Annotated in this window: 23 protein-coding genes; 20 read left to right on the top strand and 3 right to left on the bottom strand. The window is 62.7% G+C overall.

Annotation, left to right across the window (positions count from 1 at the left end):
• Positions 1 to 5: 5 nt before the first annotated feature.
• The 9 genes from QYE47_RS11345 to QYE47_RS11305 all read left to right on the top strand — a co-directional run bounded on the left by QYE47_RS11345 (position 6) and on the right by QYE47_RS11305 (position 10143).
• A complete protein-coding gene (locus QYE47_RS11345; RefSeq protein ID WP_003249311.1) occupies positions 6 to 1010 on the top strand; it encodes an aspartate carbamoyltransferase catalytic subunit in 1005 nt (334 codons plus the stop codon).
• Positions 1007 to 2278: a dihydroorotase gene (locus QYE47_RS11340; RefSeq protein ID WP_010955564.1), complete on the top strand. Its 1272-nt coding sequence runs from the start codon at positions 1007 to 1009 to the stop codon at positions 2276 to 2278. The genes QYE47_RS11345 and QYE47_RS11340 overlap by 4 nt, the downstream gene beginning before the upstream one ends.
• Before the next feature lie 150 nt (positions 2279 to 2428).
• A complete protein-coding gene (gene hslV, locus QYE47_RS11335) occupies positions 2429 to 2959 on the top strand; it encodes an ATP-dependent protease subunit HslV (protein ID WP_003249309.1) in 531 nt (176 codons plus the stop codon).
• Between the two features lie 76 nt (positions 2960 to 3035).
• A complete protein-coding gene (gene hslU, locus QYE47_RS11330; protein WP_003249308.1) occupies positions 3036 to 4379 on the top strand; it encodes an ATP-dependent protease ATPase subunit HslU in 1344 nt (447 codons plus the stop codon).
• Positions 4380 to 4544: 165 nt separating this feature from the next.
• Positions 4545 to 4922 carry a gamma-butyrobetaine hydroxylase-like domain-containing protein gene (locus tag QYE47_RS11325; RefSeq protein WP_003249306.1) on the top strand — a complete coding sequence of 126 codons (378 nt, stop codon included), beginning with the start codon at positions 4545 to 4547 and terminating at the stop codon, positions 4920 to 4922.
• A gap of 268 nt (positions 4923 to 5190) precedes the next feature.
• On the top strand, positions 5191 to 6870 hold the full coding sequence (gene phaC, locus QYE47_RS11320) for a class II poly(R)-hydroxyalkanoic acid synthase (RefSeq protein WP_070384427.1): 1680 nt from the start codon (positions 5191 to 5193) through the stop codon (positions 6868 to 6870).
• Positions 6871 to 6932: 62 nt separating this feature from the next.
• A complete protein-coding gene (phaZ, locus tag QYE47_RS11315) occupies positions 6933 to 7784 on the top strand; it encodes a poly(3-hydroxyalkanoate) depolymerase (protein ID WP_014592663.1) in 852 nt (283 codons plus the stop codon).
• Between the two features lie 49 nt (positions 7785 to 7833).
• The gene (phaC, locus tag QYE47_RS11310) at positions 7834 to 9516 is read left to right on the top strand and encodes a class II poly(R)-hydroxyalkanoic acid synthase (RefSeq protein WP_023390258.1); all 1683 of its coding nucleotides are present in this window, start codon (positions 7834 to 7836) and stop codon (positions 9514 to 9516) included.
• A gap of 12 nt (positions 9517 to 9528) precedes the next feature.
• Positions 9529 to 10143: a TetR/AcrR family transcriptional regulator gene (locus tag QYE47_RS11305; RefSeq protein WP_019437385.1), complete on the top strand. Its 615-nt coding sequence runs from the start codon at positions 9529 to 9531 to the stop codon at positions 10141 to 10143.
• A gap of 121 nt (positions 10144 to 10264) precedes the next feature.
• On the opposite strand, the gene QYE47_RS11300 is transcribed toward QYE47_RS11305, so the two are convergent.
• Entirely contained in the window at positions 10265 to 11026 is a 762-nt protein-coding gene (locus tag QYE47_RS11300) for a phasin family protein (protein WP_014592666.1), read from the bottom strand.
• A gap of 10 nt (positions 11027 to 11036) precedes the next feature.
• Complete coding sequence (locus tag QYE47_RS11295; protein ID WP_014592667.1) at positions 11037 to 11456, bottom strand: phasin family protein; 420 nt, start codon at positions 11454 to 11456, stop codon at positions 11037 to 11039.
• 179 nt (positions 11457 to 11635) lie between these two features.
• On the opposite strand from QYE47_RS11295, the gene QYE47_RS11290 reads away from it, so the two are divergent.
• A complete protein-coding gene (locus tag QYE47_RS11290) occupies positions 11636 to 16396 on the top strand; it encodes a hypothetical protein (protein ID WP_335726715.1) in 4761 nt (1586 codons plus the stop codon).
• A gap of 18 nt (positions 16397 to 16414) precedes the next feature.
• On the opposite strand, the gene QYE47_RS11285 is transcribed toward QYE47_RS11290, so the two are convergent.
• Positions 16415 to 16690, bottom strand: coding sequence for a polyhydroxyalkanoic acid system family protein (locus QYE47_RS11285; RefSeq protein ID WP_003249289.1), 276 nt, complete (start codon positions 16688 to 16690; stop codon positions 16415 to 16417).
• A gap of 124 nt (positions 16691 to 16814) precedes the next feature.
• Between QYE47_RS11285 and ubiE the strand changes: the two genes are divergently transcribed.
• The 10 genes from ubiE to QYE47_RS11235 all read left to right on the top strand — a co-directional run bounded on the left by ubiE (position 16815) and on the right by QYE47_RS11235 (position 24880).
• Positions 16815 to 17585, top strand: coding sequence for a bifunctional demethylmenaquinone methyltransferase/2-methoxy-6-polyprenyl-1,4-benzoquinol methylase UbiE (gene ubiE / locus QYE47_RS11280; RefSeq protein ID WP_004576729.1), 771 nt, complete (start codon positions 16815 to 16817; stop codon positions 17583 to 17585).
• Positions 17585 to 18208 (top strand): SCP2 domain-containing protein, encoded by a 624-nt coding sequence (locus QYE47_RS11275; protein WP_014592669.1) that lies wholly within the window; start codon positions 17585 to 17587, stop codon positions 18206 to 18208. The genes ubiE and QYE47_RS11275 overlap by 1 nt, the downstream gene beginning before the upstream one ends.
• Entirely contained in the window at positions 18205 to 19827 is a 1623-nt protein-coding gene (gene ubiB, locus QYE47_RS11270) for a ubiquinone biosynthesis regulatory protein kinase UbiB (RefSeq protein WP_014592670.1), read from the top strand. Before QYE47_RS11275 ends, ubiB begins: the two co-directional genes overlap by 4 nt.
• A gap of 72 nt (positions 19828 to 19899) precedes the next feature.
• On the top strand, positions 19900 to 20292 hold the full coding sequence (gene hisI / locus QYE47_RS11265) for a phosphoribosyl-AMP cyclohydrolase (protein WP_003249284.1): 393 nt from the start codon (positions 19900 to 19902) through the stop codon (positions 20290 to 20292).
• 1 nt (position 20293) lies between these two features.
• Positions 20294 to 20629, top strand: a complete 336-nt coding sequence (locus QYE47_RS11260) for a phosphoribosyl-ATP diphosphatase (protein ID WP_003249283.1) — start codon at positions 20294 to 20296, stop codon at positions 20627 to 20629.
• Between the two features lie 81 nt (positions 20630 to 20710).
• Complete coding sequence (locus tag QYE47_RS11255) at positions 20711 to 20983, top strand: twin-arginine translocase TatA/TatE family subunit (RefSeq protein ID WP_010955575.1); 273 nt, start codon at positions 20711 to 20713, stop codon at positions 20981 to 20983.
• 3 nt (positions 20984 to 20986) lie between these two features.
• Positions 20987 to 21373 carry a Sec-independent protein translocase protein TatB gene (tatB, locus tag QYE47_RS11250; RefSeq protein ID WP_014592672.1) on the top strand — a complete coding sequence of 129 codons (387 nt, stop codon included), beginning with the start codon at positions 20987 to 20989 and terminating at the stop codon, positions 21371 to 21373.
• Complete coding sequence (gene tatC / locus QYE47_RS11245; RefSeq protein WP_010955577.1) at positions 21370 to 22158, top strand: twin-arginine translocase subunit TatC; 789 nt, start codon at positions 21370 to 21372, stop codon at positions 22156 to 22158. Before tatB ends, tatC begins: the two co-directional genes overlap by 4 nt.
• The gene (locus QYE47_RS11240; RefSeq protein WP_014592673.1) at positions 22155 to 22862 is read left to right on the top strand and encodes a 16S rRNA (uracil(1498)-N(3))-methyltransferase; all 708 of its coding nucleotides are present in this window, start codon (positions 22155 to 22157) and stop codon (positions 22860 to 22862) included. The genes tatC and QYE47_RS11240 overlap by 4 nt, the downstream gene beginning before the upstream one ends.
• 101 nt (positions 22863 to 22963) lie before the next feature.
• The gene (locus QYE47_RS11235; RefSeq protein WP_070384429.1) at positions 22964 to 24880 is read left to right on the top strand and encodes a methyl-accepting chemotaxis protein; all 1917 of its coding nucleotides are present in this window, start codon (positions 22964 to 22966) and stop codon (positions 24878 to 24880) included.
• The last annotated feature ends 301 nt before the right edge of the window (positions 24881 to 25181 follow it).

The following is a 25181-nucleotide window of genomic DNA, read 5'->3' as shown; positions in this document are numbered from 1 at the left end:
CCGCGATGACGCCAATCGACGCCAAGCGCCCGCTGCAGCTCAATGATCAGGGCCAGCTGCGCCACTTCCTCTCGCTTGACGGTTTGCCCCGCGAACTGCTCACCGAGATCCTCGACACCGCCGACTCCTTCCTGGAAGTCGGTGCCCGGGCTGTGAAAAAAGTCCCGTTGCTGCGCGGCAAGACTGTGTGCAACGTGTTCTTCGAGAACTCGACCCGTACCCGTACCACCTTCGAGCTGGCAGCCCAGCGCCTGTCGGCCGACGTGATCAGCCTGAACGTGTCGACTTCCTCGACCAGCAAGGGCGAGACCCTGTTCGACACCCTGCGCAACCTCGAAGCCATGGCCGCCGACATGTTCGTCGTACGCCACTCCGACTCCGGCGCCGCGCACTTCATCGCCGAGCACGTGTGCCCGGAAGTGGCCGTGATCAACGGCGGTGACGGCCGCCACGCGCACCCGACCCAGGGCATGCTCGACATGCTCACCATCCGCCGTCACAAAGGCAGCTTCGAAAACCTGTCCGTGGCCATCGTCGGCGACATCCTGCACTCGCGTGTGGCCCGTTCCGACATGCTCGCGCTCAAAGCGCTGGGTTGCCCGGACATCCGCGTGATCGGGCCGAAAACCCTGATCCCGATCGGTATCGAGCAGTACGGCGTAAAGGTCTACACCGACCTCGCCGAAGGCCTGAAAGACGTCGACGTGGTGATCATGCTGCGCCTGCAGCGTGAGCGCATGGCCGGTGGCCTGCTGCCCAGTGAAGGCGAGTTCTACCGCCTGTTCGGCCTGACGACTGCACGCCTGGCCGGGGCCAAGCCTGACGCCATCGTCATGCACCCGGGCCCGATCAACCGTGGCGTGGAAATCGAGTCGGCGGTTGCCGATGGCAAGCACTCGGTGATCCTCAACCAGGTCACCTACGGTATCGCCGTGCGCATGGCCGTGCTGTCCATGGCCATGAGCGGGCAGAACGCGCAACGTCAATTGGACCAGGAGAACGCCCAGTGACCATCAGTATTCTCGGCGCACGGGTGATCGACCCCAACAGCGGCCTGGACCAGGTCACCGACCTGCACCTGGACGGCGGCCGCATTGTCGCCATCGGCGCCGCACCGGCCGGTTTCAGCGCCAGCCGCACGATCCAGGCTGATGGCCTGGTCGCTGCGCCCGGCCTGGTCGACCTGGGCGTGTCCCTGCGCGAGCCGGGTTACAGCCGTAAAGGCAACATCGCCAGTGAAACCCGCGCTGCCGTTGCCGGCGGTGTCACCAGCCTGTGCTGCCCGCCACAGACCAAGCCTGTGCTGGACACCTCGGCGGTAGCCGAACTTATCCTTGACCGCGCCCGCGAAGCCGCCAACAGCAAGGTCTACCCGGTCGGCGCCCTGACCAAGGGCCTGGAGGGCGAGCAACTGGCCGAACTGGTGGCCCTGCGTGACACCGGTTGCGTAGCGTTTGGCAACGGCCTGAAGGAAATCCCCAACAACCGTACCCTGGCCCGCGCCCTGGAGTATGCCGCCACCTTCGATCTGACGGTGGTGTTCCACTCCCAGGACCGCGATCTGGCCCAGGGCGGCCTGGCCCACGAAGGTGCCATGGCCAGCTTCCTCGGGCTGCCGGGCATCCCGGAAAGCGCCGAAACCGTGGCCCTGGCGCGCAACCTGCTGCTGGTGGAACAGAGCGGCGTGCGTGCGCACTTCAGCCAGATCACCAGCGCCCGTGGCGCGCGGCTGATCGCCCAGGCCCAGGCCTTGGGCCTGCCGGTAACCGCCGATGTAGCGCTGTACCAGCTGATCCTCACGGACGAGTCGCTGCGCGAGTTCTCCAGCCTGTACCACGTGCAGCCGCCGCTGCGCACCGCTGCCGACCGTGACGGGTTGCGCGAGGCGGTGAAGTCAGGGGTGATCCAGGCCATCTCCAGCCACCACCAGCCGCACGAGCGCGACGCCAAGCTGGCCCCGTTCGGCGCCACCGAGCCGGGTATCAGCAGCGTCGAGTTGCTGCTGCCACTGGCCATGACCCTGGTGCAGGACGGCCTGCTCGACCTGCCGACCTTGCTGGCTCGTCTGAGCAGCGGCCCGGCTGCCGCGCTGCGCCTGCCGGCCGGTGAGCTGAAAGTGGGTGGCGCGGCCGACCTGGTGCTGTTCGACCCGCAAGCGTCCACCGTTGCTGGCGAACAATGGTTCTCCCGTGGCGAGAACTGCCCGTTCATCGGCCACTGCCTGCCGGGCGCGGTGCGTTATACCTTGGTCGATGGGCACATCTGCCACGAGGCCTGAGTAACATGCTTCGCGGGCACGCCCGCGAATGCCTTCACATAGCCACCCCGCCAAGCGCGACCATTCATCCCCCCCGGTTGAAATCCTTCCCCCCACCCCCATATGAGTCTGCATCAGGCACTTTCGCCCCGCTGCGTGGAGACTCTCCCCTTGACCACAATCGTTTCTGTCCGCCGTAACGGCAAAGTCGTCATGGGCGGCGACGGCCAGGTATCCCTTGGCAACACCGTGATGAAAGGCAACGCCAAGAAGGTGCGCCGCCTGTACCACGGCCAGGTCATCGCGGGCTTCGCCGGCGCTACTGCCGACGCCTTCACCCTGTTCGAGCGCTTTGAAGGTCAGCTGGAAAAACACCAGGGTCACCTGGTACGCGCCGCCGTCGAGCTGGCCAAGGAATGGCGTACCGACCGCTCCCTGAGCCGCCTGGAAGCCATGCTGGCCGTGGCCAACAAGGATGCATCCCTGATCATCACCGGCAACGGTGATGTGGTCGAACCCGAAGATGGCCTGATCGCCATGGGGTCCGGCGGCGCCTATGCCCAGGCCGCAGCCCGTGCCCTGCTGAACAAGACCGACCTCTCGGCCCGCGAAATCGCCGAGACCGCCCTGAACATCGCCGGCGACATCTGCGTCTTCACCAACCACAACCTGACCATCGAGGAGCAGGACTTGGCCGACTGATTCAGCTGTTCTGGCGCCCCTTCCCGGTGAAGGGGCTTTTCCACGCTGACTCACCTGCCCAAGGACCGTATTGATCATGTCCATGACCCCCCGCGAGATCGTCCACGAACTCAACCGCCACATCATCGGCCAGGACGACGCCAAGCGCGCCGTGGCCATTGCCCTGCGCAACCGCTGGCGGCGTATGCAGCTCCCTGCAGAGCTGCGTGCCGAAGTCACCCCCAAGAACATCCTGATGATCGGCCCTACCGGCGTCGGCAAGACCGAAATCGCCCGCCGGCTGGCCAAACTGGCCAACGCGCCGTTCCTCAAGGTCGAAGCCACCAAGTTCACCGAAGTGGGCTACGTGGGCCGCGACGTCGAGTCGATCATCCGTGACCTGGCCGATGCCGCGCTGAAGATGCTGCGCGAGCAGGAAATCATCCGCGTGCGCCACCGCGCCGAAGACGCCGCCGAAGACCGCATCCTCGACGCCCTGCTGCCCCAGGCACGCGTCACCAGCTTCAGCGAAGAAGCCGCACAGACCAGCAGCGACTCTAACACCCGCCAGCTGTTCCGCAAGCGCCTGCGCGAAGGCCAGCTGGACGACAAGGAAATCGAGATTGAAGTGGCCGATGCCGTCGGTGTCGAAATTGCTGCGCCGCCCGGCATGGAAGAAATGACCAACCAGCTGCAGAGCCTGTTTGCCAACATGGGCAAGGGCAAGCGCAAAGCGCGCAAGCTGAAGGTGAAAGAAGCGCTGAAGATGGTTCGCGATGAAGAAGCGAGCCGCCTGGTCAACGAGGAAGAGCTCAAGGCCAAGGCCCTGGAAGCAGTCGAACAGCACGGTATCGTGTTCATCGACGAAATCGACAAGGTTGCCAAGCGTGGCAACGTTGGCGGTGCCGACGTGTCCCGTGAAGGCGTACAGCGCGACCTGCTGCCGCTGATCGAAGGCTGCACCGTCAACACCAAGCTGGGCATGGTCAAGACCGACCACATTCTGTTCATTGCCTCGGGTGCGTTCCACCTGAGCAAGCCGAGCGACCTGGTGCCCGAGCTGCAAGGCCGTCTGCCGATTCGTGTCGAGCTGAAGGCACTGACCCCGGAAGACTTCGAGCGTATCCTGCAGGAGCCGCACGCGTCGCTGACCGAGCAGTACCAGGCATTGCTGAAGACCGAAGGCCTGAACATCGAATTCCTCGCCGACGGCATCAAGCGCCTGGCCGAGATTGCCTACCAGGTCAACGAGAAGACCGAAAACATCGGTGCTCGCCGCCTGCACACCCTGCTCGAGCGCTTGCTCGAAGAAGTGTCGTTCAGTGCGGGCGACCTGGCCAGCACCCATGACGAAGCGCCGATCCAGATCGACGCGGCGTATGTGAACAGCCACCTGGGTGAGCTGGCACAGAACGAAGACCTGTCGCGTTACATCCTGTAAGACCGGTTCTGACAGTTTCGCGGGCAAGCCCGCTCCTGCACATGTCACCCCATCCCTTGGGCCTGTGGTGATCCGTGCAGGGGCAGGCTTGCCCGCGAAGAGGCCTTGAATCCCTCCCCCATAAGCTGGAAGCTGTGCTTCATCAGCTCCCGAGAGATTCTGCCCATGGCCCGCCTGCCTACCGCCATCAACCTGCACAAAGCCTCCAAAACCCTCAGCCTCACCTACGCGCCCGGCGAGGTCTACCACCTGCCCGCCGAATTCCTGCGCGTGCACTCTCCCTCCGCCGAGGTCCAGGGCCACGGCAATCCCATCCTGCAGTTCGGCAAGATCAACGTCGGCCTCAGCGGCCTGGAACCTGCCGGCCAATATGCACTGAAACTGACCTTCGACGACGGCCATGACAGCGGCTTGTTCACCTGGGAATACCTTGAGCAACTGTGCCTGCGCCAGGAACAACTGTGGGCGGAATACCTCGACGAGTTGCACAAGGCCGGCAAATCCCGCGACCCAGCCGAATCTGTGGTCAAGCTCATGCTCTAGCGCAAGGCCTGCGGGGTTTAGAGCGCATTTTCTAAATTCATCTGTTTGAATGACTTGCAGACAGCCCAGTGAAGGGCTGTCTTGCGCATTACACGAAAGTCGGGTAACCAATGGGTGTGGCAAGTTCCCTGCATGACTTTGCAGGTCGTCAGAACCCACGCAGCACCGCTGTTCCTTATCACTGGTCACCCGAGTAGCAGTACCGGGCTCAGGGCTGTGCACCCACCACAGCAACCGGTACTCGTCTCAGGACAACGGAGCGTCGTAGATGAGTAACAAGAACAACGATGAGCTGCAGCGGCAGGCCTCGGAAAACACCCTGGGGCTGAACCCGGTCATCGGCATCCGCCGCAAGGACCTTTTGAGCTCGGCACGCACCGTGCTGCGCCAGGCCGTGCGCCAACCGCTGCACAGCGCCAAGCATGTGGCTCACTTTGGCCTGGAGCTGAAGAACGTGTTGCTGGGCAAATCCAGCCTGGCCCCGGACAGCGACGACCGTCGCTTCAATGACCCGGCCTGGAGCAACAACCCGCTGTACCGCCGCTACCTGCAAACCTACCTGGCCTGGCGCAAGGAGCTGCAGGACTGGGTGAGCAGCAGCGACCTGTCCCCCCAGGACATCAGCCGCGGCCAGTTCGTCATCAACCTGATGACCGAGGCCATGGCGCCGACCAATACCCTGTCCAACCCGGCTGCGGTCAAACGCTTCTTCGAAACCGGCGGCAAGAGCCTGCTCGATGGCCTGTCCAACCTGGCCAAGGACATGGTCAACAACGGCGGCATGCCCAGCCAGGTGAACATGGATGCCTTCGAAGTGGGCAAGAACCTGGGCACCAGCGAAGGCGCGGTGGTGTACCGCAACGATGTGCTGGAACTGATCCAGTACAGCCCCATCACCGAACAGGTGCATGCCCGTCCGCTGCTGGTGGTACCGCCGCAGATCAACAAGTTCTACGTGTTCGACCTCAGCCCGGAAAAGAGCCTGGCGCGCTTCTGCCTGCGCTCGCAGCAGCAGACCTTCATCATCAGCTGGCGCAACCCGACCAAGGCCCAGCGCGAATGGGGCCTGTCCACCTACATCGATGCGCTGAAAGAAGCCGTCGACGCGGTGCTGTCGATTACCGGCAGCAAGGACCTGAACATGCTCGGCGCCTGCTCCGGTGGCATCACCTGTACCGCACTGGTGGGCCACTATGCCGCCATTGGCGAGAACAAGGTCAACGCCCTGACCCTGCTGGTCAGCGTGCTGGACACCACCATGGACAACCAGGTTGCGTTGTTTGTCGACGAGCAGACCTTGGAGGCCGCCAAGCGCCACTCTTATCAGGCGGGCGTGCTCGAAGGCAGCGAAATGGCCAAGGTGTTCGCCTGGATGCGCCCGAACGACCTGATCTGGAACTACTGGGTAAACAACTACCTGCTCGGCAATGAGCCCCCCGTGTTCGACATCCTGTTCTGGAACAACGACACCACGCGCCTGCCTGCCGCCTTCCACGGCGACCTGATCGAAATGTTCAAGAACAACCCGCTGACCCGCCCCGAAGCCCTGGAGGTATGCGGCACCGCGATCGACCTGAAACAGGTCAAATGCGACATCTACAGCCTCGCCGGCACCAACGACCACATCACCCCATGGCAGTCGTGCTACCGCTCGGCACATCTGTTCGGCGGCAAGATCGAATTCGTACTGTCCAACAGCGGGCATATCCAGAGCATCCTCAACCCGCCGGGCAACCCGAAAGCACGTTTCATGACCGGTGCCGACCGCCCGGGTGACCCGGCGGCCTGGCAGGAAAACGCCACCAAGCATGCAGACTCCTGGTGGTTGCACTGGCAAAGTTGGCTGGGCGAGCGCGCCGGCGCGCTGAAAAAGGCACCGACCCGCCTGGGCAACCGTGCCTACACCGCCGGCGAAGCCTCCCCAGGCACCTACGTTCACGAGCGTTGAGTTACAGCGCCGTGGCGGCCTGTGGGGCGCCACGGTGTTTACTTCACCCAAGAGTCACGTGCATGCCGCAACCCTATATTTTCAGGACCGTCCAGCTGGACAACCAGTCAATCCGCACCGCCGTTCGCCCGGGCAAGCCGCACCTGACGCCGTTGCTGATCTTCAATGGCATCGGCGCCAACCTTGAGCTGGTGTTCCCGTTCATCGAAGCACTGGACCAGGACCTGGAAGTCATCGCCTTCGATGTGCCCGGGGTCGGCGGCTCGTCCACACCACGCCACCCGTATCGCTTCCCCGGGCTGGCCAAACTGACCGCGCGGATGCTCGACTACCTCGACTACGGTCAGGTCAACGTCATCGGCGTTTCCTGGGGCGGCGCCCTGGCCCAGCAGTTTGCTCACGATTACCCCGAGCGCTGCAAGAAGCTGGTGCTGGCCGCCACTGCTGCTGGCGCGGTAATGGTGCCAGGCAAGCCCAAGGTGCTGTGGATGATGGCCAGCCCCCGGCGTTACGTGCAGCCGTCGCATGTCATCCGCATTGCACCGATGATCTATGGCGGCGGCTTCCGACGTGACCCCGACCTGGCCATGCACCATGCCGCCAAGGTGCGCTCCGGCGGCAAGCTGGGCTACTACTGGCAGCTGTTCGCCGGGCTGGGCTGGACCAGCATCCACTGGCTGCACAAGATCCAGCAGCCCACCCTGGTACTGGCCGGCGACGACGACCCGCTGATCCCGTTGATCAACATGCGCCTGCTGGCCTGGCGTATTCCCAATGCCCAGCTACACATTATCGACGACGGCCATCTGTTCCTGATCACCCGTGCCGAAGCCGTCGCCCCGATCATCATGAAGTTCCTGCAGGAAGAACGTCAGCGAGCGGTCATGCACCCCCGCCCGGCCTCGGGGGGGTGAAACAGCTGCGGCCTGACAGGGGAAATGGATCAGACGAGGGAGTGTTGCCATGACAGACAAACCGGCCAAAGGATCGACAACGCTCCCCGGCACCCGCATGAACGTGCAGAACGCCATCCTCGGCCTGCGCGGCCGCGACCTGCTTTCCACGCTGCGCAACGTCGGCCGCCACGGCCTGCGCCACCCGCTGCATACCGCGCATCATCTGCTGGCGCTTGGCGGGCAGCTGGGGCGGGTGATGCTGGGGGACACGCCCTACCAGCCGAACCCGCGTGACGCACGCTTCAGTGACCCGACCTGGAGCCAGAACCCGTTCTACCGCCGCGGCCTGCAGGCCTATCTGGCCTGGCAGAAGCAGACACGCCAGTGGATCGATGAAAGCCATTTGAACGACGATGATCGAGCCCGCGCCCACTTTCTGTTCAACCTGATCAACGATGCGCTGGCCCCCAGCAACTCACTGCTCAATCCGCTGGCGGTCAAGGAGCTGTTCAACACCGGCGGCCAGAGCCTGGTGCGCGGCGTGGCCCACCTGCTCGACGACCTGCGTCACAACGATGGGCTGCCGCGTCAGGTGGACGAGCGCGCCTTCGAAGTGGGCGTTAACCTGGCCGCAACCCCTGGCGCAGTGGTATTTCGCAACGAGCTGCTGGAGCTGATCCAGTACTCGCCGATGAGCGAAAAGCAACACGCACGCCCACTGCTGGTCGTGCCGCCTCAGATCAACAAGTTCTACATCTTCGACCTCAGCGCCACCAACAGCTTCGTCCAGTACATGCTCAAAAGCGGCTTGCAGGTGTTCATGGTCAGCTGGCGCAACCCCGACCCACGCCACCGTGAATGGGGCCTTTCCAGCTACGTGCAAGCCCTGGAGGAAGCGCTCAATGCCTGCCGCAGTATCAGCGGCAACCGCGACCCCAACCTGATGGGCGCCTGTGCCGGCGGCCTGACCATGGCCGCACTGCAAGGCCACCTGCAAGCCAAGAAGCAATTGCGCCGGGTGCGCAGTGCCACGTACCTGGTCAGCTTGCTGGACAGCAAGTTCGAAAGCCCGGCCAGCCTGTTCGCCGATGAGCAGACCATCGAAGCGGCCAAGCGCCGCTCTTATCAGCGCGGCGTGCTGGATGGTGGCGAAGTGGCGCGGATCTTCGCCTGGATGCGGCCCAACGACCTGATCTGGAACTACTGGGTCAATAACTACCTGCTCGGCAAGACACCGCCGGCGTTCGACATCCTGTACTGGAATGCCGACAGCACGCGCCTGCCCGCCGCGCTGCATGGCGACCTGCTGGAGTTTTTCAAGCTCAACCCCTTGACCTACGCGTCCGGGCTGGAGGTGTGCGGTACGCCGATCGACCTGCAGCAGGTCAATATCGACAGCTTTACCGTGGCCGGCAGCAACGACCACATCACGCCATGGGACGCGGTGTACCGCTCGGCCTTGCTGCTGGGTGGCGAGCGGCGCTTCGTGCTGGCCAACAGCGGGCATATCCAGAGCATCATCAACCCGCCAGGCAACCCCAAGGCCTACTACCTGGCCAACCCCAAGCTGAGCAGCGACCCACGCGCCTGGTTCCACGACGCCAAGCGCAGCGAAGGCAGCTGGTGGCCATTGTGGCTGGAGTGGATCACCGCCCGCTCCGGCCTGCTCAAGACGCCGCGCACTGAACTGGGCAACGCCACTTATCCACCGCTAGGCCCCGCGCCAGGCACCTACGTGCTGACCCGATGAGCTGCTGACTGGATGAAAACCCGCGACCGTATCCTTGAATGCGCCCTGCAGTTGTTCAACCAGCAGGGCGAACCCAACGTATCCACCCTGGAAATTGCCAACGAACTCGGCATCAGCCCAGGCAACCTGTACTACCACTTCCATGGCAAGGAGCCCTTGGTACTGGGCTTGTTCGAGCGTTTTGAAGAAGCGTTGATGCCGTTGCTGGACCCGCCGCTGGAGGTGCGGCTGGACGCAGAGGATTACTGGCTGTTTCTGCACTTGATCGTCGAGCGCATGGCTCAGTACCGCTTCCTGTTCCAGGACCTGTCCAACCTGACCGGGCGCCTGCCCAAGCTCGCCCGAGGCATGCGCAGCCTGATCAATGCAATCAAACGCACGCTGGCGGCGCTGTTGGCCAGCCTCAAGAGCCAAGGGCTGGTGGAGAGTGATACCCAGGCGCTGGGGCAACTGGTTGAGCAGATCACACTGACGCTGATGTTCTCGCTGGATTACCAGCGTGTGCTGGGGCGCGAGGGGGATGTGGGGATCGTGGTGTACCAGGTGATGATGCTGGTGGCCCCGCATCTGCAGGCTCAGGCCCGGGCGGCGGCGGAGCAGCTGGCAGTGAAGTACCTGGAGAGCTAGGCCGAGCAGATCCGTGGTGGGGCCTTCGCGGGCATGCCCGCTCCCACAGGGTCTGCGCTGATTTTCGGATCTGCGCTGTACCTGTGGGAGCGGGCGAGCCCGCGAAGAGGGCAACGCGGTATCAGATCAGGGTACCGGTGCCGGTAGGTGCCGATGGCGTGCTGCCGGCCGGGGTGGCGGCAGGTGCCGGTGCTGTGGTCGCAGCAGGCGCAGCGCTGGCCGCTGGGGCGGCTGGCTTGGCGGCTGCCGGTTTGGCCGGAGCCTTCTTCACCGCAGGTTTCTTGGCCGCTGCCGGCTTCGCCGCAGGCTTGGCTGCTGCAGGCTTGGCTGCAGGTTTTGCCGCTGCGGTTTTGGCTGCGGGTTTCGCCGCTGCCGTTTTTGCCGCAGGCTTGGCTGCCGCTGCCTTGGCCAGTGGCTTGGCCGCAGCCTTGCTTGCAGCCGGCTTGGTTGCTGCAGCGCGCGACGAAATCGGCGTAACCGAAGCACCGGTCAGCTTCTCGATCTGCTTGGTCAGGCTGTCCACCTGCTGGTGCAGTGCCTTGATCTCGTTGCGGCTCGGCACGCCAAGGCGCGAGATGGCGCTGTTAAGGCGCTTGTCGAAGGCTTCTTCAAGTTCGCTCCACTTGCCCAGCGCACGGTCCTTCACGCCTGACACCCGCGAAGTGGTCGAAGACTTGGCAGTCTCGGCAACATCTTCAGCCGTCTTTTTCGCCTGCTTCTCGGCCTTCTCGCCATCCTTCACCAGCGAGTCGAACAGCTTCGGGCCGTCCTGGTCGATCTTCGAATAGATACCCAGCCCCGCCAGCCAGATCTTGCGGGAGTATTTCTCGATCCCGCCGACCCAGGAGCTGCCTTCTTTTTCGGTGTTCTTCTTGCCAGCCATCCTGCTCTCCTTATGGTTTGTGCGCGACGCGCTCAAGCAGCTCATGCAACTGTTCAAGCTTGATCGACAACGCCTCAACGTCATGTTTAGACGGAATACCCAGGCGATTCAAGGCGCGACCGACCCGTGCGTCGAAAGCTTTTTCGATCTTGTCGAGTTGAATTTCTACCTTGCCGCGTACGCGGCTCACTTCTTCACCGACTTCGTCAAGCTGGTGGTTGGCGGCATCGAGCTCTTTGTCGATGCGCTTCTTGCCGCGCGTCTCGACACCTTCACCCGCCCTGACCAGCTCTTTGAAGTAGTCAGAGCCTTCCTGACCAACGCGGGCGTAGGCGCCGATACCGGCCAGCCAGATCTTGCGCGCATAGCCGCGCACCTCGCCAAGCGTGCCCAGGGCTTCGTCTTTTTTCTTCACAATCACTTTGGCCATGCTGTGTACCTCATGCTCATGAGTGGTGGAAAACCGCCCATGGAGGCTGGGCTTGAGCATAAGGTAGGGAAGAAAATTAGAAACCTCACCCTAAGGTCGTCGTTGTCGCATCTATATACCGCAAGCCCCGTTGACCATCGCGCTAGCGTCGCAGGCTTCACCTCACGGACATCGACGCCATGACTGCTGTAGCAAACCCACCCAGGCTGACGTTCAAGCAAAGCGTGGCAGCCTGTTTCTCCAAACGACCCAGCGTGCGGGACGTTTTATCAAAAGAAGCATTCCAGATTTTCAACGACCGGTATCCATGGTTGCACCGCAACCACCCTCACATCACATCGCTCGATCCTTTCGTCATCCTGCATGCACCGGCCAGCACAGGTGATCTCCCACGTCAGAGCGGGTTGCTGGACGAGCTTCTCAGGCATTTTCTGGCCAAGGAACGTGCGCAACCAAGCGCCGCAGACAAGCTGAGCATCAGCCCGCCCCATGTGTTTAAAATTCAGGAGCAAGGCCAGGACAACATCCGCCAACCCGAAATCATCCCGGACCTGACGAAGCTCAACGATGACTTCGATACAGTGCTTGGCGCGTTGATACCCGCCTTCCAGCAAGCCCAGATCGGCTTCTGGAACGGACTCGACGAAGACAGCCAAGTCTCGCGCATGCTCTGGCTGGAACACACCATCAAGGCCGCATTACTCGAGAACCTCCCTCGTCAAGGCCTTGCAGATGATGAAAAAGCTGCAATGTACGCCCTGCTCGACGGGGTATTCGACAGCCTGGCTGTCGAGGCGATACAAGTCACGCTCGGAACGGATGGCGAGGCACGCACCGTCACCCTACCGGATCTGTTGCTCATCACTACAAGTGGCACCCGCAACCTGGTTCTGCAATGCAAGCCCTGCGGTTCGGTTCGTCGCCATGTCGACCTGCCCAGCTTTGCCACTGCGCTGCAACGGCAGCTAGCGCAACGCTATCGCTTCGAAGCGTTGTCCTGGGCGCACACACCGGTGATCGGACGCCCTTTCGCCTTCCAGGCCAGGCAACTGCTGAACGATATCCTTGACGACATCGGACACCTGCGTCTTGGTGGCCTGGCAACCGTCGACGAGCTAGAGCGACAACTGCGCCAGGTGAGCGACCCGTCAGCTTACTTCTTCGACCTGCCTTCGCAGGAACGAACCGCACCCGCTGTCAGCCCGCCGCGATGGCTGCTCAATGCCAGCGCTGAGGACCGCTACGCCTATCACACCGCACTGCTCGACCTGGCGGCGAACCAAGGTCAGTCGAACGGCTCGACATCGCTGGCGGATGTCGAAGATATCCGTCGCTACGCCGCTCGCCGTTTGCGCGAGCAACTGCAGGCCAGCCATCCAGACAAGGCGGTACACGACCCGGACAAAGTGCACATCCGCATCTCCCAGGCCATCATCGGCCCTGGCACGCAAGGGCAATCCCTGTTCCTGCACACGGTATCCCTGACCGACCTGGCGATCTCCCGCCTGCGCCTTGAGGCTGGCGAGGTGATGACCGGGCTCAGTTTCGAGGATGGCTCGCCCGTGAAGGACTGGCTAAGCATCGAGCAGATCAGGGCGCTGATTCATCAGGTCGATATCGGCGGTCACTACGCCACTTACCTGCAAGATCAAGTAAGAGCCGAACCGCGCAGGTCCCAACGAATCAGGCAACATGCCAGGGAGTGGCGTTACGCCCTTCGCTTCAGCACCCTGAAGGCCAAGATCGAGCGTCAGCTTAGCGAAACGGCAAGCCAGGCAATGCTAAGGTTCTGCCAGGGCATGGACAATGGCGCGGACCTTCTGCGCATCGCCCCCCTGGCGTTTCTTTGCGCACCTGGCGCTTCGGCAAGCGATGTGGCGCACGGGATGTTCATTATCGAAATACCGGCAAGCGGCAGCTGGGTCTTGTACCGCCCCTTCTATGTCGACAGGGCGTTGCAGGAGTTTCCGACCCTCGAATTGCTGATGGACGCAATCCGCCGCAGGGGCGAACTGCAAGAGAGCGTATTGGCCTGGCTCGACGATGACGCGCGTCCGATTTACCAGAACGACGGGTTCAAGCACCCCCACCTGCACCCGAACATTACCACGCTGACGCACCTGCTCAATGTGCCGGTCGAGCTGCTGGACGGTCTTTTGCAACGACTAATACGCCCGGTCCAGGCCTCGTTCCAGGCCTGGACGGATGATCTGGACACTCACCTGTTCAATGCCCGCATCGAGACCATGTTATTGGCCTCAGCCAGCAACAGCGTCTCCAATGCCCAGGAAGTGCGGGCTTTGGTGAAGGAGGCTGCCTGGGCGATCTTCAATACCGTCACCCAGCTTTGGCATGGCCCGATGACCACCCTGGTGTGGCTGGTCGTGGCACTGTCGGCGGCCAAGGAAGACGTAGAAGCGCTGATCAAGCGCAGCGGTGACGATAAGATCGTCGCCGCCATAGACCTGCTCACCAACCTGGCCTTGCTCCTTGCCCACCGCCCCGCAACGCCACCTGCCAACAGCGAAGCGGCCGTTACGTTGCGTTTTTCAGGCCCTGCGCCGAAGGAAGAATCCCCGCCCCCAGCGCTCGAGCAGCCACAGGAGAAACCGTGGCAGGCCCCCGTCGAGGCGCAGCAGCCCACGCGCGTGCGTGTAGATGGCTGGCATGACGAGCAGCGCCTGAGCAACCTGTCAGTACAGGAGCGCCAGTCACTGGCACAGCTGCAAGCCTTGCAGCCACTGGAAGGGCACGCACCATTGGCAAGTGGCCGTTTGCGTGGGTTGTTCAATATCGCCGGCCGTTACTACGTCAAACTGGGCGATGGCGCCTATGAAGTCATCGAGACCTGGAACGGCATGCAGATCATCGGCCCCGAGCCGAGCAGCAGCGAATGGGTGTCCCAATGGGATGGCGCCCGGGACGGCTACCATATCGTTGGTCGTGAACGCCAAAAAGGCCCTTGGTTGACGCGCTGGAATGGCCAATGGACATTGAATCTGAAACTCTCTGGCGGCATGCCAAGGAACAGGCAATCCATCAACGCTGAAAACCGCCAGCGGTTCGACACGTTGACTACAACCGCCGCGGCGAACCAACAAGAGCTGAATCAGATGGCGCCACTTATGGAACGCAGCCAAGTACAACTGCAGGCTTATGACGACCTCGCTCTGGAATACAGCCTGGCTGTCGATGCACTACCTGCACATGAGCGTGCTACACCGCCGCCAGCATTGCAGCTTCAGAAGCAGGCACTCAAAGCCCAGCGCCTACGCCACTTACCGAAAATCAGGGCATCCGCACTCTACCTGGAACGGCAGAGCACGCTACTGCATGGGAATATCGAAGTATTCAAGGAGATGGCCGAACCACGATTCAGCAAATTCGACACCCGTGCCCCGAGTCGACGCCGATACGGCAATTGGTACGGTGCAGCCATCGAGAACGACATGCTGCTGTGCCGCCGCTTGCTGGAGCAGGTCGACCACCAGGCACTGAGCGCACAGTCCATCGGGCTGCCCCGCGTTCCAGAGACTGCCGAGCAGATACAGCAATACCTCGATTATCGCGAACGGGTACGCGATTCTAGTCAGGCCAGCCGCCGCCTGCTTGTCGTCAGCCAGCGGCTGGACCGGACCCTGGCGGAAGCACTGCAGGACCCCAAGATCGATTTTCCCAATAAAGCCACGAAACTCGCCCAGACCATTCGACGCAGGACGTATTCGACACTGGTCATTCGGGCCCAGCTACTCAGTGACCTGGCCTACCTCGCCGTGGACAAGACCCGGCTCTCTGCGGACACGGCCGAGCATTTGCTTGCGATGCGCGCGCCGCTCAGCGGCATCGAATTTAGCCGAACGGTTTGGAGCCACGACGGGCTGGCAGCCACCGAAGAGACGGCCCAGGTCAAAGCCGAACTGCTTGAGGATATCCTTCAGAAATACCGTACCGTGCTGGATCGCGCCCAATACATGAGGACACTGGACTCGCCTGCGCTGGTCGCTGACGTGCTGGACGAATACATACGCGAACTGTCCACCATTACCCAGATCACGGAGCAGCAACTGAGCGCGACCTTGACCAACCTCGACAGCGGCATCAGTCCCCCCTCGCCAGCGTCCTATCATCGCCCCGCAACGATCAGGCGCCGGGTCATCCGTGTTGACCGAGGTCGACCGCTGCTGGTGGAAATCGACCAAATGGGCAACCGGGCCATCCAGCGCAGTGCATTCAACCAGGAGCCTGCGGGCAGTTTCGCGCAACGCGACGGGGTGTGGCATGCCGTGCCTGAGCAAGCGCGGCCCACCCAACGTGACCGGGCCCAGGTGCGCCAACGAGCGAACCGCCTGCTGGCAGAGGTGGATGGGAAAATTGCCTTCGCCGCGCACTATGCCGATGAGCCCAACAGCCTGGCCGACTTTCTGGAATGGCCAGCAGGTGACATGCGCGAAGTGCAGCAGCAACTGACCGCGCTGAACAATCCACTGGATTCCAGCTTGGTCGACCTCCTTCGGGCAGCGGTAGACCGCATCCATCACGAAAGGCTTCGGCTGCTCACCGACGCGTATCTGAACACCCGCCATCCCGACGGCAAGGCCCTTCGCTTCCTGGCTGAGCAGAAGCGGATTCGGATCAGGCAGACCGTGATTCGCCGGCAGCTACGTCACGCCAATGATTACCTCGACGTCTACGAGATTCGCGATGTGCAAGCGCCACAGCGGTTACTGTGGGAGGCGCATTTTCACTATCCCAGCCTCGAAGCGAGAGGGCATGACTTCGTCAAGGGCCACCTCAAGTTCTGGGATGCAGGCGTAAGGGGCCGCAAGGCCATGCTCGAGCAGGCCGCAGACGCACACGAGCGCATCGCGATCTACCGCGGCGATCTGCGCCTGGAGCAGGTAATTGGCATCATTCCTTTCCCGACGGACGCGCCGCAGTAGCCAGAGAGCGGCGCCGGCTCAGGCCAAGGCCTTGTCCAGCGCCCGCTCGATCTCACCCTTGATGGTGCCGCTCATCATCGACAGCATCATGCCCAGCTTCAGTTCGACGCGGATGCTGTCGTCGCCAATGTGCACGCTGCCATTGGCGCCACTGCGCGCAACGTCCACGCGGTCACCGTTCCAGGTGGCCTTGAGGTCGTACTCGCGGCTGAGCTTGTCGACCAGCGCTTCGGCCTTGGCGCGGGCGGCATCACGGCCGAGGGAGTGTTTGCGTTCGACGCTGATCTGGGTCATGCGGGCGTTCCTGAAGATGTAGACATAATGAGCATTATGCCCGCCCCTGCCCACTGGCACACCCCGCCAAGACAAATCCGCCCGTTCGCCCTAGAATGGCGGTAATTTTTTTCGGTGAAGCGATATGAACGACCAGCGCAAAGGCGACCACGCCGAACCCACCACCCATTTCGGCTATCAGGACGTGCCTGAAAGCCAGAAAGCGAAGAAAGTCGCCGAAGTGTTCCACTCGGTGGCAGCCAAATACGACCTGATGAACGACGTGCTTTCCGGCGGCATGCACCGCCTGTGGAAGCGCTTTACCATCGAGCTGTCGGGCGTGCGCAGCGGCAACCGCGTGCTGGACATCGCCGGCGGTACCGGTGACCTGGCGGCCAAGTTCTCCCGTCTTGTCGGGCCGACCGGGCAAGTGGTGCTGGCCGACATCAACGATTCGATGCTCAAGGTTGGCCGAGACCGCCTGCTTGACCGTGGCGTGGCCGGCAACATCGAGTTCGTCCAGGCCGACGCTGAAAAGCTGCCGTTCCCGGACAACCACTTCGACTGCGTGACCATCGCTTTCGGCCTGCGCAACGTCACCCACAAGGACGCCGCCATCCGTTCGATGCTGCGCGTGCTCAAGCCCGGTGGCCGCCTGTTGATCCTGGAGTTCTCCAAGCCGACCAACAAGCTGATGTCCAAGGCCTACGACGCCTACTCGTTCGCCTTCATGCCGCTGGCTGGCAAGCTGATCACCAATGACGCCGAGAGCTACCGTTACCTGGCCGAGTCGATCCGCATGCACCCTGACCAGGAAACCCTGAAGAGCATGATGGTCGAGGCCGGTTTCGACCGCGTCACCTACCACAACATGACCAGCGGCATCGTTGCCGTGCACCGGGGAATCAAACCCTGATGTTGCTGGCCGGGCTGCTCGCCAGCGTCGAACATGGCCTGAACCGCATCCTGCGCCTGGACAGCACGGCCCTGCCGCGGCTGGCCGCGCTGGAAGGCAAGGTCATCGAAATCGACTGCCGCCAACCGGCCCTGCAGGTGTTCATCCTGCCCGATGAGCAGGGCCTGATGCTCGCCGCCCATTGGCAGGGCGAGGTCGACTGCAGCCTGCGCGCCCCCGCCGGTAGCCTGGCGCAACTGGCCCTGGCCAAGGACAAGACCGCCGTGCTGCACAGCCCGCAGGTCGAACTGCACGGCGACAGCGCCGTACTGCTCGACCTGTTCGGTGTGCTGCAGGACCTGGAGCTGGACTGGGAGCACGAGCTGCAACGCTGGCTTGGCCCGGTCGCCACGGCAATGCTGGCCGGTCATATCCGCCTGCGCGCTCGCTGGACTCGCCAAGGCCTGGCACGTTTCAGCCAGAACCTGTCCGAGTACCTGGCCGAAGAATCCCGTACCCTGGTCGGCAAGCGCGAGGCCGAAGCCGCCTTCAGCGAGCTCGATGCCTTGAAGCTTGATACAGAACGCCTCGAAGCGCGCCTCAGGCGCCTGTCCCGATCCCTTGATACCAGCGATAACGCATGAAGCTGCTCGCCGTCCGACGTCTTTTTCGCATCCAGCGTGTGGTGATCCGCTACCGCCTCGATGACCTGCTGTTCGACCAACCCTTGCTGCCCTGGTGGCTGGCCAGCCTGCGCCTGTTGATGCCGTGGCGCTGGCTGCCACGCAAGCCCACCGAACTCAGCCGTGGCGCGCGCCTGCGCCTGGCACTGCAGGACCTGGGGCCGATCTTCATCAAGTTCGGCCAGCTGCTGTCCACCCGCCGCGATCTCCTGCCCCCCGACATCGCCGACGAGTTGATGCTGTTGCAGGACCGTGTGCCACCGTTCGACCCAAAACAAGCCGTGGCCTTGATTGAGGAACAGCTCGGTGCGAAGGTCGGCGAGGTGTTCAGCCGCTTCGACGTCGAGCCACTGGCCTCGGCCTCGGTGGCCCAGGTGCACGCCGCACGCCTTAAAACCGGCGAAGAGGTGGTGGTCAAGGTGGTGCGCCCGGGCCTGAAGCCGGTCATCGCCCAAGACCTGGCCTGGCTGTTCCTGATCGCCAAGGCCGCCGAACGCGCCTCGGCGGATGCCCGTCGCCTGCACCCGGTGGAAATCGTCGGCGATTACGAAAAAACCATCTACGACGAGCTCGACCTGCTGCGCGAGGCTGCCAACGCCAGCCAGCTGCGGCGCAACTTCGAAGACTCCGAGCTGATGTACGTGCCCCAGGTGTACTGGGATCTGTGCCGCCCCAAGGTGCTGGTGATGGAGCGCATCTACGGCGTACCGGTGACCGACATGGCCACCTTGGCCGACCAGCGCACCGACATGAAGCTGCTGGCCGAGCGCGGCGTGGAAGTGTTCTTCACCCAGGTGTTCCGCGACAGCTTCTTCCATGCCGACATGCACCCCGGCAACATCTTCGTCAGCACGGTCAAACCGTGGAGCCCGCAGTACATTGCCATCGACTGCGGCATCGTCGGCAGCCTCACCGCCGAGGACCAGGACTACCTGGCGCGCAACCTGTTTGCCTTCTTCAAGCGTGACTACCGCCGCGTGGCGCAGTTGCACATCGACTCGGGCTGGGTGCCGGCAAACACCAAGGTCAACGAGTTCGAAGCAGCGATACGCACCGTTTGCGAGCCGATCTTCGAGAAACCGTTAAAAGATATTTCCTTCGGGCAGGTACTGATGCGCCTGTTCCAGACTGCACGGCGCTTCAACATGGAAGTGCAGCCACAGCTGGTATTGCTGCAGAAAACCCTGCTCAACATCGAAGGCCTGGGCCGTCAGCTGTACCCCGACCTGGACCTGTGGAGCACCGCCAAGCCGTACCTCGAACGCTGGATGCGCGACCGCTATAGCCCCAAGGCCGTGTTCGGCAACCTGCACAGTCAGGTAGAGCAACTGCCGCACCTGGCTGGCATGACCCGCGACCTGCTCGAACGCCTGTCGCAGCCTCACCTGCACAATCCACAATTGCCGGAACGACGCCGCCAGGGCGACCGCTGGGCGCTGCGCCTGCTGGGCGCCGGTCTGCTCGGCGGTGGCGCAGTCTTGGCCGCAGGCGCTGCAGAAACCGCCAGCCTGGCCGCCCCGGCCGCCTGGCCCGCCTGGCTGATGCTGGCTGCGGGCCTTTACCTGATCGTGCGCCAATAGCCAGCCGCGCCTGTGGCTGGCACACTAGCGCAAAGGGCCCGGCACAGGAGCGGGCCCGCTTTGGAGTCGACGATGAAAGACTGGCTGGACGAGATCAAGTGGAACAGCGATGGCCTGGTACCGGCGATCGCCCAGGACCACAAGACCGGACGCGTGCTGATGATGGCCTGGATGAACCGTGAATCGCTGGCCCTGACCGCCGCCGAGCAGCGTGCCATCTACTGGTCGCGTTCGCGTGGCAAGCTGTGGCGCAAAGGCGAGGAATCCGGGCATGTGCAAAAACTGCATGAGTTGCGCCTGGACTGTGACGCCGACGTGATCATCCTGATGGTCGAGCAACTGGGCCATATCGCCTGCCATACCGGTCGTGAAAGCTGCTTCTACCGCGTCTATGAAGACGGCCAGTGGAAAATCGTCGACCCGGTCCTGAAGGACCCGGATGCCATTTACAGCGCAGGACACTGACATGAGCGACACCCTCAACCGCCTGGCCGAAGTGCTTGAAGAACGCAAGCAAGCGGCGCCTGACAGCTCTTACGTGGCCAGCCTGTACCACAAGGGCCTGAACAAGATCCTTGAAAAGCTCGGCGAAGAGTCGGTCGAAACGATCATTGCTGCCAAGGATGCCCAGATCAGCAAGGATTACAGCGATGTCATCTACGAAACCGCCGACCTGTGGTTTCATAGCCTGGTGATGCTCAGTGCGCTGGGCCAGCATCCGCAAGCCGTGCTGGATGAACTGGAACGCCGCTTCGGTCTTTCCGGGCATGATGAAAAGGCCGCACGCCAGCCATCTGCCTGATGTTTTATCGGGGACGCCCGCTCCCATAGGCGCCGGGTTGCCGGATCGATATGCTGTACACACAATTTTCAGGAGTACGAAATGGGTATCTTTGACTGGAAACACTGGATCGTCCTGCTGGTCGTCGTGGTCCTGGTGTTCGGCACCAAGAAGCTGAAGAACTTCGGCAGCGACCTGGGCGAGTCGATCAAGGGCTTCCGCAAGGCCATGAACGAAGAAGAGACCAAGCCGGCCGAGCAGACTCCGCCGCCTGCCCAACCTGTGCCACCGGTGCAAAACACCGCGCAGCCGCAGCAAGGCCACACCATCGAAGGGCAGGCCCACCCGGTCCAAGAGCCGCAGCGGAAAGACTGACCCATGTTTGGCATGAGTTTCAGCGAGCTGCTGCTCGTCGGCCTGGTCGCCCTGCTGGTGCTCGGCCCCGAGCGCCTGCCGGGTGCCGCGCGCACGGCAGGGCTGTGGATCGGCCGGCTCAAACGCAGCTTCAACAGCATCAAGATGGAAGTGGAGCGCGAAATAGGCGCCGACGACATCCGCCGCCAACTGCATAACGAGCACATCCTGCAGATGGAAGAGGAAGCCAAGCGTATCCTCAACCCAATGACGCCACCCGCGCAGCCGCCGGTCACCACGGCCAGCGTGCAGCCACCTGCCGGGCTCGAAGCCAAGCCGGTCGAAGCACCCGCTGCCCCGGCCGCACCGTCTGAACCGCCTCAACCGCCTCAACCGCCGCGAGCCCCATGAGCGAGAACCCGGAACACGACCAGCCAATGCCGCTGGTTTCGCACCTGACCGAACTGCGCACCCGCCTGCTGCGCTGCGTTGCCGTCATTTTCCTGATCTTTGCCGGGCTGTTCTCCTTCGCCCAGCAGATCTACACATTGGTTTCCGCGCCACTGCGCGAGCACTTGCCGGCCAATGCAACGATGATCGCCACCGATGTGGCCTCGCCGTTCCTCACGCCGTTCAAGCTAACCATGATCGTCTCGCTGTTCCTGGCCATCCCGTTCATCCTTCAGCAGATCTGGGGTTTTATCGCGCCAGGGCTGTACCGCCATGAAAAGCGCATCGCCATTCCACTGTTGGTGTCGAGCATCTTCTTGTTCTATGCCGGCATGGCCTTCGCCTATTTCCTGGTATTCCCGCTGATCTTCGGTTTCTTCGCCAGCGCCACGCCAGAAGGCGTTTCGATGATGACCGACATCGCAAGCTACCTCGACTTCGTGATGACGCTGTTCTTCGCCTTCGGCGTGGCTTTCGAAATCCCGGTAGCGGTCGTACTGCTGGTGTGGATCGGCGTGGTCGACGTGAAGTACCTGAAGAAAGTCCGCCCGTATGTGATCATCGGCTGCTTCGTGGTCGGCATGGTCCTCACCCCACCGGACATCTTCTCCCAGACCCTGCTGGCCGTGCCCATGTGGCTGCTGTTCGAGATCGGCGTGCTGTGCGGCAGCCTGATCCGCAAGCGCAGCGCCCACGACGAAACCGCCGATGACCATAACGACCAGCCACCAGCGACCCAACCGTGAACCTGCTGCTTCTTGAAGAGGCCGACTTCGTCTCGGCCAACCGTGTCGTTCTTGCTGATCGGCGCTTCACCCATATGCAGGAAATCCACCGCGTGGCAGTGGGCGACAACCTGCGCGTGGGCCGTATCAATGGCCTGATGGGCAAGGCCACGGTGCTGCGCCTGGAAAAGCACGAAGCCGAACTTGAAGTGGCCTTCGACCAGCAGCCACCGGCCAAGCTGCCCCTGACCCTGGTGCTGGCGGTGCCTCGCCCCAAAATGCTGCGACGGCTGTTCCAGACCGTGGCCACGCTGGGCGTGCCGCGGCTGATCCTGCTGAACAGCTACAAGGTCGAGAAAAGCTTCTGGCAAACGCCCTTTCTGCAGCCCGACACCATTCGCGAGAACCTGATCCTGGGCCTGGAACAGGCGCGCGACACCGTGCTGCCCGAGGTGATCATTGAAAAGCGCTTCAAGCCTTTTGTCGAAGACCGCCTGCCCACCATCGCCGCCGGCACCCTGGGCCTGGTCGGCCACCCCGGCCCTTACCCAACCTGTCCGCGCGCCGTAGAACAAGCCGTTACCCTGGCAATTGGCCCCGAGGGTGGCTGGATCCCCTACGAGATCGACCTGCTGGGCAAGGCAGGCCTGGCGCCGGTACAGCTGGGTGATCGCATCTTGCGGGTGGAGACCGCCGTCACCGCGCTGCTTTCGCGTATTTTCTGACACAAACACCCCTTCTTCGCCCATCAAGTTTCCCTCTCACGGGCCGATGGCCTTGGCAACAATACAATTATTTGTGCTGCCAAGCCGCCGGGGAGTCGAACATGTATCAATGGTTAGCCCAATCGCTGGGCAATGTGAGCGTCAATCGCAAACTGGGGCTGGGTTTCGGCCTGGTGCTGCTGCTGACCTTGGCGATTACCCTGACCGGCTGGCACGGCATGGACAGCATCATCGACCGTGGCGACAAACTGGGAAACATCTCTGTCATCCAGCAATACACCCAGGAATTGCGCATCGCCCGCCAGCAGTATGATCGCCGCCGCGACGACGCTTCGCTGGCAGAACTGGAAAAAGCCCTGAGCAGCCTTGACCGCCAGGTGCAGCTGATGCTTGGCCAGATCGAACAGCCCGCCGACCGCCAACGCCTCGAACAGCAACGCGAGGCAGTGCGCACCTACCAGCAGGCATTCAACGAGCTTAAGCAAGCCGACCAACGCCGCGAAGCCAGCCGTGATGTACTGGGGAGCAGCGCCGATAAAGCCGTGGAGTTGATAGGCCGCGTACAGCGTAGCCTGCTGCAAGGCGCAAACATCAACCAGTACCAGTACGCGGTGGACGTCAGCGCCCTGCTGCAACAAGCGCGTTTCCAGGTGCGTGGCTACACCTACAGCGGCAATGCCGATTACCAGCAAACGGCACTAAAAGCCATCGACCAGGCCTTGGCCGAGCTGCGTACACTGCCGGCCAAAGTGCCAGCCGAACATGCTGCCAGCCTGGATGATGCCGCCACGGCCATGGGCGGCTACCGCGATGCGGTGACCCAGTTCGGCAATGCCCAGTTGGCCAGCGAGCAAGCGCTGCAACGCATGGTTGAACAAGGCACGGTACTGCTGCAGGCCAGCCAGATGATGACCACCTCGCAAACCGAGGTGCGCGATGCCGCTGCCGCGCAGGCCAAAACACTGCTCACAGCTGCCACCGTGCTGGCACTGGCCCTTGGCCTGCTGGCCGCCTGGGCCATTACCCGGCAAATCATCATCCCGCTGCGCCAAACACTGCGCGCCGCAGAGCGAGTGGCCAGTGGAGACCTGACCCAGAGCCTGCAGGTACAACGCCGCGACGAACTGGGCCAATTGCAGGCCAGCATGCATCGCATGACCCAAGGTTTGCGTGAACTGATCGGCGGCATTGGCGACGGCGTCACGCAGATCGCCAGCGCTGCCGAGGAGCTGTCGGCGGTGACAGAACAGACCAGCGCCGGGGTCAACAACCAGAAGGTCGAAACCGACCAGGTGGCGACTGCGATGAACCAGATGACTGCCACCGTGCACGAAGTGGCACGCAATGCCGAACAGGCTTCGGAAGCCGCCTTGATGGCCGACCAGCAGGCCCGCGAGGGTGATCGCGTGGTGGGCGAGGCAGTGGCACAGATCGAGCGCCTGGCCAGCGAAGTGGTCAACTCCAGCGAAGCGATGAACCTGCTCAAGGCCGAAAGCGACAAGATCGGCAGCGTACTCGACGTAATCAAATCGGTGGCCCAGCAAACCAACCTTCTGGCCCTCAACGCGGCAATCGAAGCCGCCCGCGCCGGTGAGGCCGGGCGTGGCTTTGCCGTGGTTGCCGACGAAGTGCGCAGCTTGGCCCAACGCACACAGCAGTCGACCGAAGAGATCGAAGAGTTGATTGCCGGCCTGCAAAGCGGCACCCAACGGGTGGCCAGCGTGATGGACAACAGCCGCCAACTGACCGACAGCAGCGTCGAGCTGACCCGCCGCGCCGGCAGCTCGCTGGAAACCATCACCCGCACGGTGTCGTCGATCCAGGCGATGAACCAGCAGATTGCCACGGCGGCCGAGGAGCAGACGGCGGTGGCCGAGGAGATCAACCGCAGCGTGATGAATGTGCGTGATATTTCCGACCAGACCTCGGCGGCCAGTGAGGAGACCGCCAGCTCCAGCATAGAACTGGCGCGGTTGGGTACCCATTTGCAAGGGTTGGTTGGGCGGTTCAGGCTGTGATCTGAACTAGCGGTCGCCCGGTCGGGCCTCTTCGCGGGTAAACCCGCTAATGGGCCAAGCCGGCTGGCCAATCTCCACCCGCCGTTCACCGTTGCCGGCACCACCGTATTCGCGGGTAAACCCGCCCCTACACACAAATGCACAGGCCTTCGTAGGAGCGGGTTCACCCGCGAATGGGCCGGCCTTGCTGGCCAATCTCCACCCGCCGTTCACCGTTGCCGCCGCCACCGTATTCGCGGGTAAACCCGCTCCTACACACATGCACAGGCCGTCGTAGGAGCGGGTTTACCCGCGAAGAGGC

It is taken from the genome of Pseudomonas sp. 2,4-D (assembly GCF_030418155.1).
GTDB classification, from domain to species: domain Bacteria; phylum Pseudomonadota; class Gammaproteobacteria; order Pseudomonadales; family Pseudomonadaceae; genus Aquipseudomonas; species Aquipseudomonas alloputida.
This window is presented reverse-complemented; position numbering and strand designations above follow the sequence as displayed.